Origin of the sequence: Chitinophaga sp. (assembly GCF_039596135.1) — a bacterium.
Classification (GTDB): domain Bacteria; phylum Bacteroidota; class Bacteroidia; order Chitinophagales; family Chitinophagaceae; genus Chitinophaga.
In genome coordinates, this window is the sequence record NZ_JBCNKH010000031.1 from 1 (window position 1) to 14,163 (window position 14,163).

Sequence of the window (14,163 nt, forward strand, 5' to 3'; positions counted from 1 at the left end):
TGAAGGCATGCTCCCCGAAGCCAACCTGGTGTTCCTGGACGAACTCCTGAATGCCAACAGCGCTATTCTCAACAGCCTGCTCATGGCCCTCAACGAAAAGATTTTCAGAAGAGGCAAGGAAACCAACGCCCTGCCTGCCCTGCTTTTTATCGGTGCCAGCAACCACCTGCCCGAAGACGAAGCGCTACAGGCACTTTTTGACCGCTTCCTGCTCAGGGTACATTGCGACAACGTAGATCCTGCCGACCTGGAAAAAGTATTGCAGGCCGGCTGGCAGCTGGAGCAGGCAGCTATAACTACGCCGGCCAAAGTCAGCGCAGAGGAAGTAAGAGAACTGCAACACATTACTACATCTATAGACCTGTCTGCCATCAGAGGGGCTTATATTACATTGATACAGCAACTGCGCAATGCAGGCATCCAGATATCCGACAGAAGAGCGGTAAAACTACAACGCCTCATTGCTGCCAGCGCTGTTCTTTGTAAAAGAGACGCTGCTATCCTTTCGGACATGTGGGTACTGCGCTATATATGGGATACGGAAGAACAACAGGAAATTATCTCCGCCATCGTGAATGCAGCACTGGTAGTCACAGATGAACAAACAGCTGCACATCCCAGGGCTACTATCAACAGTGCACCAGATGCAGACGCCATCTACAGGGAAGTACAGCAAATGACCGTACAATGGGAAGCTGCAGACACCTCCCCTGCCGAAAGAGCACTGATTAAAGACAGACTTCGCTACCTCAATGACCGTTGTGAATGGATCAATAACGATACACAAAAGAACTTTGTTTTAGCACCGATAGACCATTTGTGGGAAAAGATCATGCAGAATAACTGATGACTGAAAGTGTAATTACATTAGCACAAGCTGACATCAAGGCACTGGCCCAATTGCGTACCCGGGTAGACCTGGTAGCAGCATGGCACCAGCACCAGATATGGGTAAAAGGCGTGGCTGACAATGCTTTTCGCCAGTTACCCGCATTGCGCTCCTGGACCCTGGATGCCGCCAACCACCTCTTTGCCCCGGGAGCATTGACGCCGGATGCAACCCTGCCGGAATTGGAATGGCTCCCCCTTACGGATTTTATCCCCGTAAGTCTGCCAGCCTCCGGGTTGCCAGCTATTGCTACATACAGGCATCCTGTAAAGTTAGCACCGTGTGCTACCACCGAAGGGAGCTTTGCTATACTGACAGAGATGACCATACTGGAAACGTACGTGGCCACTGCCCCCCAGATCAGGCTACAACACCTGCGCTTTGCAGCTTCTGCACGCGGCCAGGTGCTGGTAGCCGGCGTGCCGCTGCCCCCGGTTCCAGGTACATCATATACACTGAAAGACCGGATCCTGATGCCTGCAGGTTACGATTTCGATCCGCCTGCCATCCGGCCATTGGTGGCTGAGAAACTGGAAGAATCAACAACGCATTTTTTGCTCTTTCATGTGAACGGACAATATGAAATGATCCCGGATACATCCTTTGTTCACGTCACCCGCAGCGCCGTAAGACTCACTGCCGAAACCCTGACCCATGTATTATAAACAAACCCTTGAAACCACCGCCTATTTCAAATCGGCAGACGATTACTTCTGGCATTGGGCAGATGAAGGAGAGGTGATTGAATGGCAGGATGGACGTACACTGATTTACAGATCATCGCTGACGGAGATACTGGCAGAACTGAAAGATGCTTTTCCGCCACTGGGGGCATTGTTGCTCATGCTAACGGCAGGGAAAGATAGTAAAACCCGCGTTGAGCAAATATTCCAGGTCATTTTTCAAAAAGTACACCTTGATGAACAGGCCTGGATAGATGATGCCTTTGCGCTCCTGGAAATACTGGGTAGCCTGCCTGACCGTAACTGGCTCGGTGGCAAAAGAATTCACCTTTTACAAACATTGTGTGCTGCTGTTGCTCCCGTTGTAACCAGCAAAATAGCAGAAAGTATCTTAGGTAATTTCAACAGTGGCCGCCTGGATAAAAATGTGCTGGTACCTGCGCCGCTCAGCAAATTTATTGTTGAAACAGACCTGCAATACCTGGCAGCTATCTATGGGGCGATTGGCAGCAGGGAAGAACTGGTGTTGAAGTTGCAAACCAGTGTGAGTGAACTGCCCAAACCACTGCCGGTATTGATTCCTGAACCTCCGCAAACAGATCTCCTGTCTGAATTGGCGAGTGATCCGGCTACCGCAGGTTTTACAAAACTCGCCATACAAATGATTGCAGCACTGCATATTCCCATGCATGTACAGGGTAGCAGTGACCAGCTGTTTGGCGGGGTGTCTGATATCAGTAACAGGGGGAATTTTGACCGGTTACTGCTGAGTGAATTAGCACATGATGAATTGTCGCTGATGGTGCGACTCGCGAATAATGAAGCCTTGTATTTACGCAGGGAACAACTGCCTGCCGACTATCAGCCGGAGCGTTTTTTACTGGTAGATACCAGTATCCGCATGTGGGGTACTCCCCGCTTATTAGCCATGGCAGCAGCATTGGCCTGTTCCCTTCAAAATAAAAAAGGAGAACTGCCTGCTTATGCACTGAGCGGGTATGATTATACCCCTTTGCAACTGGGTACCAAAGCAGGTGTAGGGCGTGCACTGGAATTGTTATCGCCTGAATTGCATAGTGCTGCAGGGTTAACGGCTTTTGCCAAAAATGTATTGCAAAAACAGCAGCAGGAGTTTTTCTTAATTACTGATGAACAGCTGTTTCACGCTGCACCTTTCCAGGAAGCCTTTGCTGCCATCCGTAAGTGTAATGGTTACCTGGTACTGGTAAACAGGCAGGGCAGGGTACAACTCTTTCATTATAACAAAGGGCACCGGCACCTGCTGAACAATGCCACGTATGACCTGGAATCTATTTTCACTGCAGCAGCCACGCTGACGGCTTCCCATAGTCTGCCGGCATTTTTACACCAGCAGGAAACTCCTTTGTATTTCCCATTCAGCTCCATGCAGCTGCATTATTATTACTACAATGCGATGCAGTTTGGTGGCGTTGTTGTGACAGAAGACCAGCGGTTACTCTACTGGCAATCTGTTGCATTGGGAGCGAAAGAAATATACAGGGATCTTCCCAGGGCCAACACTTATTCTTTTGGGCATAGTGAGCAGGGTACTATTTATGTATTGCTCTATCACAACGAAGCTATTTATCTATACTACCTGAATACGACGATCCAGGCCAGCTCTCATCATGTTATCAGGCATCGGCTTGCAGGCAGCATCGTGATTGCTTACGAAGATGAAGCCTTCTACATCACAGATGCAAATGATACGTATATACTGCCTGTAAACACGCTGACCATTACAACTGTAGAGAAGTGGAATGGCAATATGGTGCTCTCTGCCAGGGCTGACCATTTGCGGGCTTTGAAAAAGATGATCAACTGTGGGTACAATATGTACAGGCAGGTAAAAAACATCCGGGTGAGCCCTTCGGGCAGACTGGCCATCAACCATATGGAGCTGCGTCACAATGCCAATAAACTATCCCTGGAAAGCTGGACTACAGTGAATAATGTGACTCCCAATCTCACCGGCCAGGAGAGTACGATTCCAGGCACACAGATCAGGATTACCCGGTATGTGCTGAGCAATGGTGTGGAGGCATGGATGGATTCAAGGGGCCTATTACACTTCCGTAGCCAAGATCCGAATGTGCGTGAGATCACGCTGGTAGTAATACAAAACAAACCGACCGCCTGCTGGGCTGCCGATGGTGTGTACTGCGGATACCGGTATTTTACTGGCGATAAAAACGACAGACAGCTGCCCGCACATACTTTTTACGAATCATACATACAACCTTACATAGATCATCTGAAATGATTTTGCAGCTTACATATGATCCATCCGTTTGCCATCCTGTACTCGGGGCTTACATCAGGGGTAATACACCTGCAGCGTGGTTTGCCGAAATTCAACGATGGAATGTACCTCCGGGTTCACTGACCTGTATGCTACTGCCGGAAAGTAAATCCAGCATGGAACCTGCGGGCATGATGGTCGTATTCAACCCCAAACACGTTCCACACGTTAGCCATATTGCGCATCCTTATACGATTATTGGAAAGAAACTGCTGATACCTATTCATGCAAAGTTATTGCCGGCGCTCAGTATTAGTGAGATGGGAGCTTTGCTCATGTGGGAATGGCAGGTGATGCACCCCACCCTGGGGTTCTTTGGTTTTACCCCTGCAGACCTGGTATCGCTCAGTGACCTGCTGGAAATGCCCGATGCAATTGATCATTCATGGGATATGGCACACCCGGGCATGCCTGCGATGGCGCCTTTACGCATGATCAATGTAAGGAGAAAAGAAGCTGACGCCCCCCTGATAGATATGCTGAAAAGCAGTGTGGATAGTAAGCCGCTGAATAAGATACCGATGGCGGCGCCACCGCTGAAGGGGCTTAAAAAAATAAAAGCGTCGCTGCTTAAAGCATTCATGTGGCTCATAGGCCGGCGGGGAAATAAAGCGCAGAATGGTATGTACCAGTGGATGCAAAACCAGCTGGAACACCTGCAGGAAAAGAGAGACAAAGAACTGGAACGCCTGCTCAATATGTTCGACGAGAACCTGGGCGAGGCATTGCAATATGCAATACCGTTAGGTTCCCAACATGCCGGCAGAGGTGTAGCCCCACCATCGGCATCACTGTCTAAAAGAAATACGCATTTCAGCCTCGGCAACCTTGCCGGTGGCGGTGGCCCTGTAGATGCATGGAATGTAAACAGGTACTACGAACAGCTGCATAAAAAATACATGCGTGCTGCCATGCAGGCAATAGAAAATAAAGACTACAAGCAGGCAGCCTATATCTACGCACACCTCTTGCAGGATTACAATTTAGCGGCAAAGGCACTGGTACAGGGCGGATTTTTCAGGGAAGCGGCCGCCTTATACAAAGACTACCTGAACAGACCCTTGCCGGCAGCAGAGTGCCTGGTGCAGGGCGGGTTGCTGCTGGAAGCCATCGACATTTACAAAGAACTGGAGATGTTTGAAATGGTGGGAGACCTGTATACAAAACTGGAACAACCAGACCTGGCAAGAAATTATTACAGGAAGAGTGTGCAGGTGGCCCAACAGCAAAATGACCTGCTGAAAGCAGCCGTAATCCTGGAAGATAAACTGAAGGCCCCTGATGAGGCATTGCGCTTATTGTACAGGGGATGGAATGGATTGAACCGTGCCGCAGACTACCTGGATCAATACTTTGATGTGGTGAGCAGGCATACGCCGGAGCAATTGCCATTGCACATCAAAAAGGTATACCAGAAAAGTAACCCTGAGCAACTCACCCTGTTGCTGCAGGTTATGCTCATTGTGAACAATAAACATACCAGCGCTGCCGTAAAACAAACTGCGACCGATCTCAGTATACAAATTATCAGTAACCAGGTGAAACAGGGTAATACCCAGCACCTGTTTTTGCTGAAACAATTCTTATCGGAGGATAAGCAGTTGCCAGCCGACCTGTTCCGATATAAAAGTATGGTGGCTTCACTGCCTAAAAAGAAGGTGAATGGCAGGCGGGTCAGTTTGCCTCCCGGTATTACCTGGGCTGGCATGATACGGCATAACCAGCAATTTTTTATCATCGGTATCAATATACGTTCGTTTTACCTGCTCAGGATCAGTCCTGAGTTTGAAATAGAGCAATATGTATGGGCCTTGCCCCTGGTTCCCATGTATGAATACATTGTAAGTGGATTTCCGGAGACCAACAGGCTGATGATCTACCTGAACCCGGAAAACGATATGGAAGATCAGCCGAAAGTACTGCCGGCAAACCTCTTTTTCCAGTATGGTATGAGCGTGACCTTCCCCAACTTCCTGCAGCAACATGTAGTGGGGTTTGTGGTCAAAATAGCAGGGGGCGTGACCCAGTTTGCGCTGAATGAACGGGTATTGAGCATCTGGCACTTTGCAGGTGATGGGGAACTGGACAGGCAGTATACCTGTACAATGGATAATGCCAGTATTCTCTGCGACGACAGACCGCAGCCTACAACGGTGTTTTACCGGGATGATTGCTATTATTTTCTGCTGGATGGGGTATTGTATTGTTCTGATGACCTTGGCAACTGTACCCGGCTGCAATCGGCCCCACCGGTGTACCTGCTGGCTGCAATACCGCTCGACCCGGGAATATTGTTTGGACTGACTAAAATGGGGATTGTAACCATCCGGACCAATAAACAGCAGCTATCTATTGTAGGGGCACCAGTACCCGTATCCCACAGGGTAGTTTCTATGGCATTTATTCCGGGAAGAAGCCTGGTGGCAGTGGGCGATCAGCTGGCAAGTGTGTTCAAAGTGGATGATACCCTCTTGAAACTGGAGCACGAAGTACGGCTGGAAGAAGAGCCGGAAGCTGTGATTGAGGGCAGTATGAGAGAGGAATTTATCGTGTTGGGAAAAAATAAGGTGCTGACTGTCATGAATGTAAACAAACTCTGAGATATTAACAATTCATATTAGCTTTCTATCGTAAATTTGATATACCTGCTTTGGAGGCATTTTGGACAATTTAAACCCTGAATCATGGAAAACAAACTCATTCGCGAAGCCTATAAAAACTATTGGCTTGAAAACGGGAAAAAACCAGTTTCTGTATACATATTCTGCCAGCAATTAGGGCTTTCAGAAACCACCTTTTACGATAGCTATGCATCCTTCGATGCAGTTGAAAAAGACATCTGGTTATCCTTCTTTACTGACACACTCGAAAAACTGAAAGCTGACGAAACCTATCTGGGTTATTCTGCCCGCGAAAAGCTCCTCACCTTCTACTTTCTCTGGGTACAGAAGCTGAAAGAAGACAGAAGCTACATCTTACTGCAGAAAGAACAATTCCACATCCCCGGCTATCATGAGAACAGGCTGGAAAAGTTCAAAGATGCTTTTTACGAATATGCAAAGAACCTGATCCAGGAAGGTTACCAGTCAGGTGAAGTAAAAGAAAGAAAATTCATTTCAAGTCAATACGTTCATGGTTTCTGGGTGCAGGCACTCTTTGTGCTCAACTACTGGATCAAAGATGATTCTGAAAAGTTTGAGCTCACAGATGCTGCGATTGAAAAAGCCGTAAATCTCAGCTTCCAGCTCATTAGCTCGGGCACACTGGATAGTCTGCTGGACTTCGGCAAATTTATGTTCACCAAGAAGTAGAGGGGATAAAAGGTAATGAAAGAGCAAACTAATATTCCTACGGGAAAAGTGGAAAGAGCGAGTCGTTTTGTGACCACAGGATTGAAAGTTGGAACCAATTACCTGAAGCACTATACCAAAAAACTCATTGATCCCAATATCAGCAGGGAAGAGCTCCATGCTGACAATGCAGAAGACATTTATGATACCCTCAGCAACCTGAAAGGCAGTGCACTGAAAGTAGCGCAGATGTTGAGTATGGACAAGGGCATGCTGCCCAAAGCCTATACCGAAAAGTTTGCAATGTCGCAGTACAGTGCCCCACCCCTTTCCGGTCCGCTGGTGATCAATACTTTCGTCAAGACCCTGGGCAAAACACCGGCACAGCTGTACGACACCTTCGATATCAAGGCTGCCAATGCCGCCAGTATCGGGCAGGTACATAAAGCCACCAAATGGGGCAGGGAGCTGGCTATCAAAATCCAGTACCCTGGGGTGGCGAACAGTGTGAAGTCTGACCTCCGCATCGTGAAGCCCTTTGCCATGCGCATAGTAGGCATGAGCGAGGTGGATATGGACAAGTACTTTGAAGAGATTGAAACGAAACTGCTGGAAGAAACAGATTATGAACTGGAACTGCGCCGCTCAGTAGAAGTATCTACCTTGTGTGCACATATTCCGAACCTGGTATTTCCACAGTATTACCCTGAACTCTCCAGCGGAAAGATCATTACCATGGACTGGCTCAGGGGCTATCACCTGAAAGAGTTTTTGCTAAAAAACCCTTCGCAGGAAGCCAGGAATAAGATCGGACAGGCGCTGTGGGACTTTTATCAATTCCAGGTTCACCAGCTGAAAAAAGTGCATGCTGATCCGCATCCCGGCAACTTCCTCATGAGAGAAGACGGTACCGTCGGCATCTTTGACTTTGGTTGTATCAAGGAAATACCGGAAGATTTTTATATCAACTATTTCCTGCTCACTGATAAAGAGGTATTGAAAGACGATGAGCGACGTAAGCAGATCTATACCAGCCTGGAAATGATTCATCCATCGGATTCGGAAAAAGAGATTACATTTTTCTCCGCCCTGTTCCAAAAGATGATCGACATGCTCACACTGCCATTTACCGTACCGGAATTTGATTTTGGCGATGAGCGATATTTCCAGGAAATTTATGCTTACATGGATTATGTAGCTAATTTAAAAGAGGTGAAAGAGTCGAAAGTTGCGCGAGGGTCCAGGCATAGCCTGTATGTGAACAGAACTTACTTCGGCTTGTATTCTATTCTAAGCGATCTCAAAGCGAATATTAAAACGGGGCTTCCTGCACAATAAGCAGGGCCCCATTTTTTTTTGTATCTTTTAGGTATGAACATTCTTATCATCGAAGACGAGCAGGCGCTGCAGGAATCAATAACACAATACTTAGGAAAACAGGGCTACGTTTGTGAAGTAGCTGCGAACTTCAGAGAGGGCATTCAGAAGATCAACGATGCGGATTATGAATGTATTATTGCCGATATCGGCCTCCCCTATGGCAGCGGACTAGATATCGTAAAGGAACTGAAACAGATCCGCTCTGATGCGGGTATTATCATTATCTCTGCCAAAGACTCCCTGGAAGATAAACTCAATGGTCTGGGCCTTGGTGCCGACGACTACCTCACCAAACCTTTTCATTTGTCAGAACTAAGTGCACGGGTCAATGCCCTGCTACGCCGCAAGCATTTTGGCGGTAACACCAGTATTATTTTTCAGGATATACAGGTGATTCCTGCATCTAAAACGGTGCTGGTGCACCAGAAGCCGGTGGAATTAACAGCAAAGGAATACCAGTTGCTCGTTTACTTTATTGCTAACCAACACCGCGTCATTACCAAATCGGCCCTTGCTGCCCACCTGTGGGGCGATGAATATGACATGGCGGGTTCTTATGATTTCATATATTCACATATCAAAAACCTGCGCCGCAAACTAATGGATGCCGGTGCGCCGGATTATATCAAGACGGTGTATGGTACGGGTTACCGGTTCGAATAGTATGAAACTGCTCACAAAAAATACCATCTGGTTCTTACTGATCATGCTGCCACTACTGGCTGCCGGGGGCATTTATCTCTATCAGGAGTTTGATAAGGAACTGAAGAAAGAAATGGATGAAGAACTGGTGAATGATAAAATTCAATGGGAGATCTATTTTGAGTCGATTCCTGACAACAGCCCCATTTTTGGAATTACCACACCAGAGTTCAGTATTCGTGCCGCTAACGGGCCTGCAAATGCGCAACCTGTATTGCAAACGATTATGCAGTACCAGGAGGTCGAGCATAAGAAAGTGCCTTACAGGCAGCTGGAGCAGGTGATCAGCATCCGGGATAAATTTTACCTGCTCACCATTAGAAAATCACTGATTGAAAAAGACGACCTGATTAAAAATATTGCGCTGGTGATGGCACTGGCTTTTATTGGGTTGTTATTGTTTACCATATTGGTGAACAGGTTGATCAGCCGTAGCATCTGGCAGCCATTCTACCAGTCATTGGATAAGATGGAAAAGCTGCAGCTGGAACAGATGCATGATCTCTCCTTTCCGGATACTACTGTTACTGAATTCAACAGGTTGAACGAAGTGTTGCTGAATGCTACCTCACGCATCTACCATGATTTTGTGATCATGAAAGAACTGACAGAAGATGCGGCGCATGAAATGCAGACACCACTGGCCATTGCGCAAAACAGGCTGGAACTGTTACTACAGGATGAGGCTTTACAACCTGCACAACTGCAATCTATCGCGCAGACACACGAGGCATTGCAAAGATTGTCGCACCTGAACCACAGCCTGCTGTTCATGGCCAAGATCGGGAACAAACAGTTTGTACCCGCCGGGAAAATCAGTATCAGGGCAGTGTTGGAAAAACACCTGCGGCTATTTGAAGAGCTGATCAGGGATAAGGAATTGCTGGTGAGTACAGATATTTCCAATGACCTTTTACTATTATTACATCCTTTACTGGCAGATACGCTGATCAGTAATTTACTGGGCAATGCCATTAAATACAATTACCCTAAGGGCCAGATTACAATACAGCTGAATGAACAACTGTTCAGCATCTGCAATACCAGTGAGTACCCACCGATTCCCGCCACCCAGCTATTTCAAAGGTTTAAGAAGAATGCATCCAACCTGGCAAACAGTAACGGACTGGGATTGGCAATTGTGAAAAAAATCGCAGATACGAATAACCTGAAGATCTATTATCTGCATAAAGACCACGAACATCATTTTATTTTACGCCAGCACAGGCCCCATCATTAATCCAGATTTTCCCCAGCATTGGTCCTTTTCTTTGTTGCATGAAGTTCATAGGGTTACTTTTATTACTGGCCACCAGTCGGTTATTCGCACAGGACACCTCTAAAATTGTCCAGATTCACGAGGTAGTCGTCAACTCTACCCGCACCAATAGCCGCATCGAGGACCTGCCTATGAAAGTAGAGGTATTAGGTGCGGAAGACATGCAGGAAGAAAGTGGCATTAAGCCGGGAAACGTAACAGGTTTGCTGGGCGACCTGTCTGTGATTCATATACAAAACACATCAGCTATCAGCGGGAATAATGCCATCCGTATGCAAGGGCTGGATGGAAAATATACCCAGCTGTTGCGGGATGGCCTTCCCCTGTACGAAGGGTTAAGCGGCAATTTTGGCGTACTGGCCATCCCCCCGCTGGATCTAAAGCAGATTGAAATTATCAAGGGGTCTGTGTCTACTTTGTATGGCGGGGGCGCCATTGCGGGGATGATCAATTTTATTTCGAAGACCCCTTCACAAAAGCCTGAACTGGATATATTGCTGAATCGTAGCACGCTGAAAGAGAATAATGCCAATGTGTATTATTCACAGAAGTGGCGTAAAATGGGTTTGACATTCTTTGGTGGTGTTACACACCAGAATGCAACTGATGTGAACAAAGATGGATTCAGTGATGTGCCACAATTAAGGCAGTACCTGGTACATCCCAAATTCTTCTGGTATATTAATCCTGCTACGACATTCACAGCCGGGTACCAGGGTACATTTGAACAGCGTACCGGTGGGGGCGCATTCTATACAGAAAAGAATAATAGTAATCGCAATAGCTTAGACCTACAACTGACACACAAGGCATTTACGATAAAGAGTAATGCCAGCCTCTATCATCTGCTGCACACAGAGGGGAATTTCTTATTGCAGGGCAGACAAATAAATACCTATACGGAAGCGAGTTATAAATGGCATGGGATAGTACTGGGTATGAACAATACCAGTGAAGCTTATACCAGGAATAACCACGATAGTAGCCGTATTGGTAATTACACTTACAATACTGTCGGCTTCTTTGCACAGGATGGTATTCAACTCACAAAGCAGCTGATGATAGAAGGTGGATTGCGTGCAGATCATCACAATCTATATGGATGGTTTTTACTGCCAAGACTGGCAATGGTGTACAAACCTGTTCATGATCTCTCCGTTCGCCTGAGTGCAGGTACGGGGTATAAAACAGCCGCCATCTTTACTACACAAACACAATTGCTGGGTTACAAAACGCTGGCGGCTATTCCGGACGGATTAAAAGCAGAGCGAAGCAAAGGACTGAACTTTGATGCAAACTATCGTACTACGATTGGTAAACTGGACCTCACCCTGAACCAGGCATTTTACTATACGCATGTGAAACATCCGATACTGCCGGTATTAAGGAGTGACAATTTATATGAACTGCAAACCCAGGTTGAGCCTATGCGCAGCGCGGGGACGGATACTTATGTGAGGTTGGAAATGGATCATGTGGAATTGTACCTGGGATACAATCATACCATATCAAAGTACGGAGATCTGTATGTGCCTTTTGCCCCACAGGATAAATTTGCAACTACACTCGCCTATGATGTTGAAGACAAATGGCGCATGGGGATAGAGAATAGCTGGAATGGGCATCAGTATTTATATAACAATGAGAAAGCGCCGAACTACTGGTTCTGGGCAGCCATGGTATCCAGGCAGATAGGTGATCATGTTACGCTGGTGCTGAACGGAGAGAACCTGTTTGATGTAAGACAAGGTAAACATACACCATTATATACCGGGCCGGTCGATGATCCTTCATTTGTGCCGCTTTGGGGACCTGTGGATGGCAGGCAAATCAATTTGTCTGTTAAATGGAACCTATAAAATAAAAGGCCGTCTCTCATGAGAGACGGCCTTTTACAATAAAATACATTGCTCATTACTTCACTGGCACTTCCACATGGGTTTCATCCCATTCTACGATCAATTTACCAGCAGGCAAAGTGATGGTCAGTTTTTCAACCGGTGCAGCTGTTTTTGTAACCTTTGCTTTCGCTTCCAGTACGTTGTTTACTTTGATAGAATCATACTTGTAAGCGCCCCATTGTTTCAGCTCGCTGTTCAGTATGAATGTCCATTCTGATTGAGTGGGGATAGCGAACAGGGTGTAAGTACCAGCTTTTACGGGTTTACCACCGAAGCTACCATCTTTAGCAAAAGTGATTTCAGTTGCTTCGTTAGCACCCAGGCGCCATACTTTGTCGTAAGGAACCAGCTCTCCGAAGATCACTCTTCCTTTTTTGGAAGGCTGACCATAAGCAACTTTTACATTTTTTCCTTCAGCAGTTACACGAGGGCTTGCAACCGCCTTTTTTTCCTGTGCAGATACAAGGCTGCCAGTACCGGCAAGCAATGCAAAGAATAAGAGGAATTGTTTCATAAATAGTAGAAAATTTATGGAAATTTACTGCATAATGCGAGAGCGGTTGTTACCGCCTGTGTATTATTTCCCGCTTTCGCAAATTGTCTTCAACTTTGTCAGTCCTGCTTCCAGCTGCGGCCCTGTGAGCCTGTCTGCCAGGAAACCACGCAATTTCCACCATGGCCAGTAGCCCAGGTGTGTTTCCAGGCGCCACATGATAGCAGTACTTTTTCCATCAGCCGCAGGCTTGATTTCGAAAAACGCATTTACCGGGCGCATCTCATTGAATGTCATCAGGTATCTGATACCACTTCCGGGACGGCTTTCTTCGATACTTACTTTTCCGGTTATACGATTTTCACGTTGCATACCGCTAAAGGTAAAGTAAGCCCCCTTTCCTGTGGGTGGGTTTGAGAATTGCTTATCCTGTGCCGTTTCGTCGGCAGCCCATGGATTCCAGGCAGGCCACTTACTCAGGTCATTCAATTGCGCATACACAGTAGACATTGGTGCATCTATGACACCAGAACGTTCTACAATCGCTTTGGAAGGTAATAATAAGGATAGAAGGAAAAGCAGCACGCCGAACATGACTGCGCTAATCACGGCTAGTTTAATTAATCGCATATAAACAATTCCAGACGGTTAAGGTTGCAAATCTCGTTCTATTTTATCAGCTACGCAACACCGTTTCGAGATTGGCCAGTCCTCTTTCAAAATCTCTACCGATCCATTTGTCCATCAGTAGGCCCATGAACTTTTTGAAAGGATTGTGCCCCAGTTCCGCCGTCATGGTCCAGGTTACACTGGTACCACCTGGAACTGCTTCCAGTTTAAAAGTGCCTTTGGCCAGTCTTTGTTCCATAAAGTGCATATCTGTGGCAATGAACTCATCCAGCCGGGAATTGGTGATCATCATAGCTCCCTTACCGATTTGCCTGTTTTGACTTTCCCAGCTGTAAGCAGCCCCTATCCCACTCTCCGTATCGGTATACAGGAGTTTCATGTGGGGGTCCAGCTGGTGCCAGGGGGACCAGTTTTCCCAGTTACGGACAGTATTTATCTGTTGGAATACGGCAGCAGGAGTGGCGGGAATGACCCTGACACGCACAACCTTCACTGTAGCCGGTAAAAACAGGCTAACTATGAAACACCCGGGGATGATCACCGCCAGAGCGCCCAGGAGAATAAAAAAGGCTTGCATACCTAAAAGTTAGGAA

12 protein-coding genes are annotated in these 14,163 nt (G+C 46.9%); 9 read left to right on the top strand and 3 right to left on the bottom strand.

Features of this window, described 5'->3' with window-relative positions:
• The 9 genes from ABDW16_RS18040 to ABDW16_RS18080 all read left to right on the top strand — a co-directional run.
• Positions 1-847, top strand: an 847-nt coding sequence (locus ABDW16_RS18040) for an AAA family ATPase (protein ID WP_343671646.1), incomplete at its 5' end; no start/stop codon positions are given.
• The gene (locus ABDW16_RS18045; protein WP_343671647.1) at positions 847-1,554 is read left to right on the top strand and encodes a hypothetical protein; all 708 of its coding nucleotides are present in this window, start codon (positions 847-849) and stop codon (positions 1,552-1,554) included. The genes ABDW16_RS18040 and ABDW16_RS18045, both read left to right, overlap by 1 nt.
• Positions 1,544-3,856, top strand: a complete 2,313-nt coding sequence (locus tag ABDW16_RS18050; protein ID WP_343671649.1) for a hypothetical protein — start codon at positions 1,544-1,546, stop codon at positions 3,854-3,856. The genes ABDW16_RS18045 and ABDW16_RS18050 overlap by 11 nt, the downstream gene beginning before the upstream one ends.
• Positions 3,853-6,495, top strand: coding sequence for a hypothetical protein (locus ABDW16_RS18055; protein ID WP_343671650.1), 2,643 nt, complete (start codon positions 3,853-3,855; stop codon positions 6,493-6,495). The genes ABDW16_RS18050 and ABDW16_RS18055 overlap by 4 nt, the downstream gene beginning before the upstream one ends.
• Before the next feature lie 84 nt (positions 6,496-6,579).
• Entirely contained in the window at positions 6,580-7,206 is a 627-nt protein-coding gene (locus ABDW16_RS18060; protein ID WP_343671651.1) for a TetR family transcriptional regulator C-terminal domain-containing protein, read from the top strand.
• A gap of 15 nt (positions 7,207-7,221) precedes the next feature.
• Positions 7,222-8,523 (top strand): AarF/ABC1/UbiB kinase family protein, encoded by a 1,302-nt coding sequence (locus ABDW16_RS18065; protein WP_343671653.1) that lies wholly within the window; start codon positions 7,222-7,224, stop codon positions 8,521-8,523.
• Positions 8,524-8,556: 33 nt separating this feature from the next.
• On the top strand, positions 8,557-9,228 hold the full coding sequence (locus ABDW16_RS18070) for a response regulator transcription factor (RefSeq protein WP_343671655.1): 672 nt from the start codon (positions 8,557-8,559) through the stop codon (positions 9,226-9,228).
• A gap of 1 nt (position 9,229) precedes the next feature.
• Positions 9,230-10,507 carry a HAMP domain-containing sensor histidine kinase gene (locus tag ABDW16_RS18075; protein ID WP_343671656.1) on the top strand — a complete coding sequence of 426 codons (1,278 nt, stop codon included), beginning with the start codon at positions 9,230-9,232 and terminating at the stop codon, positions 10,505-10,507.
• 38 nt (positions 10,508-10,545) lie between these two features.
• Complete coding sequence (locus ABDW16_RS18080) at positions 10,546-12,405, top strand: TonB-dependent receptor (protein WP_343671658.1); 1,860 nt, start codon at positions 10,546-10,548, stop codon at positions 12,403-12,405.
• A 55-nt stretch (positions 12,406-12,460) separates the two neighbouring features.
• Here ABDW16_RS18080 and ABDW16_RS18085 read toward each other — a convergent pair whose 3' ends face one another.
• The 3 genes from ABDW16_RS18085 to ABDW16_RS18095 form a co-directional block, all read right to left on the bottom strand.
• Positions 12,461-12,961 (bottom strand): DUF2911 domain-containing protein, encoded by a 501-nt coding sequence (locus ABDW16_RS18085; RefSeq protein WP_343671660.1) that lies wholly within the window; start codon positions 12,959-12,961, stop codon positions 12,461-12,463.
• A 63-nt stretch (positions 12,962-13,024) separates the two neighbouring features.
• Positions 13,025-13,570, bottom strand: a complete 546-nt coding sequence (locus ABDW16_RS18090) for an SRPBCC family protein (RefSeq protein WP_343671661.1) — start codon at positions 13,568-13,570, stop codon at positions 13,025-13,027.
• A gap of 46 nt (positions 13,571-13,616) precedes the next feature.
• Positions 13,617-14,147, bottom strand: coding sequence for an SRPBCC family protein (locus tag ABDW16_RS18095; protein WP_343671662.1), 531 nt, complete (start codon positions 14,145-14,147; stop codon positions 13,617-13,619).
• Positions 14,148-14,163 lie beyond the last annotated feature (16 nt).

Coding starts and splice junctions, on each gene's coding strand:
- ABDW16_RS18045 (WP_343671647.1), top strand. CDS start 847: ATGACTGAAAGTGTAATTACATTAGCACAAGCTGACATCAAGGCACTG.
- ABDW16_RS18080 (WP_343671658.1), top strand. CDS start 10,546: ATGAAGTTCATAGGGTTACTTTTATTACTGGCCACCAGTCGGTTATTC.
- ABDW16_RS18065 (WP_343671653.1), top strand. CDS start 7,222: ATGAAAGAGCAAACTAATATTCCTACGGGAAAAGTGGAAAGAGCGAGT.
- ABDW16_RS18050 (WP_343671649.1), top strand. CDS start 1,544: ATGTATTATAAACAAACCCTTGAAACCACCGCCTATTTCAAATCGGCA.
- ABDW16_RS18090 (WP_343671661.1), bottom strand. CDS start 13,570: ATGCGATTAATTAAACTAGCCGTGATTAGCGCAGTCATGTTCGGCGTG.
- ABDW16_RS18075 (WP_343671656.1), top strand. CDS start 9,230: ATGAAACTGCTCACAAAAAATACCATCTGGTTCTTACTGATCATGCTG.
- ABDW16_RS18095 (WP_343671662.1), bottom strand. CDS start 14,147: ATGCAAGCCTTTTTTATTCTCCTGGGCGCTCTGGCGGTGATCATCCCC.
- ABDW16_RS18070 (WP_343671655.1), top strand. CDS start 8,557: ATGAACATTCTTATCATCGAAGACGAGCAGGCGCTGCAGGAATCAATA.
- ABDW16_RS18055 (WP_343671650.1), top strand. CDS start 3,853: ATGATTTTGCAGCTTACATATGATCCATCCGTTTGCCATCCTGTACTC.
- ABDW16_RS18085 (WP_343671660.1), bottom strand. CDS start 12,961: ATGAAACAATTCCTCTTATTCTTTGCATTGCTTGCCGGTACTGGCAGC.
- ABDW16_RS18060 (WP_343671651.1), top strand. CDS start 6,580: ATGGAAAACAAACTCATTCGCGAAGCCTATAAAAACTATTGGCTTGAA.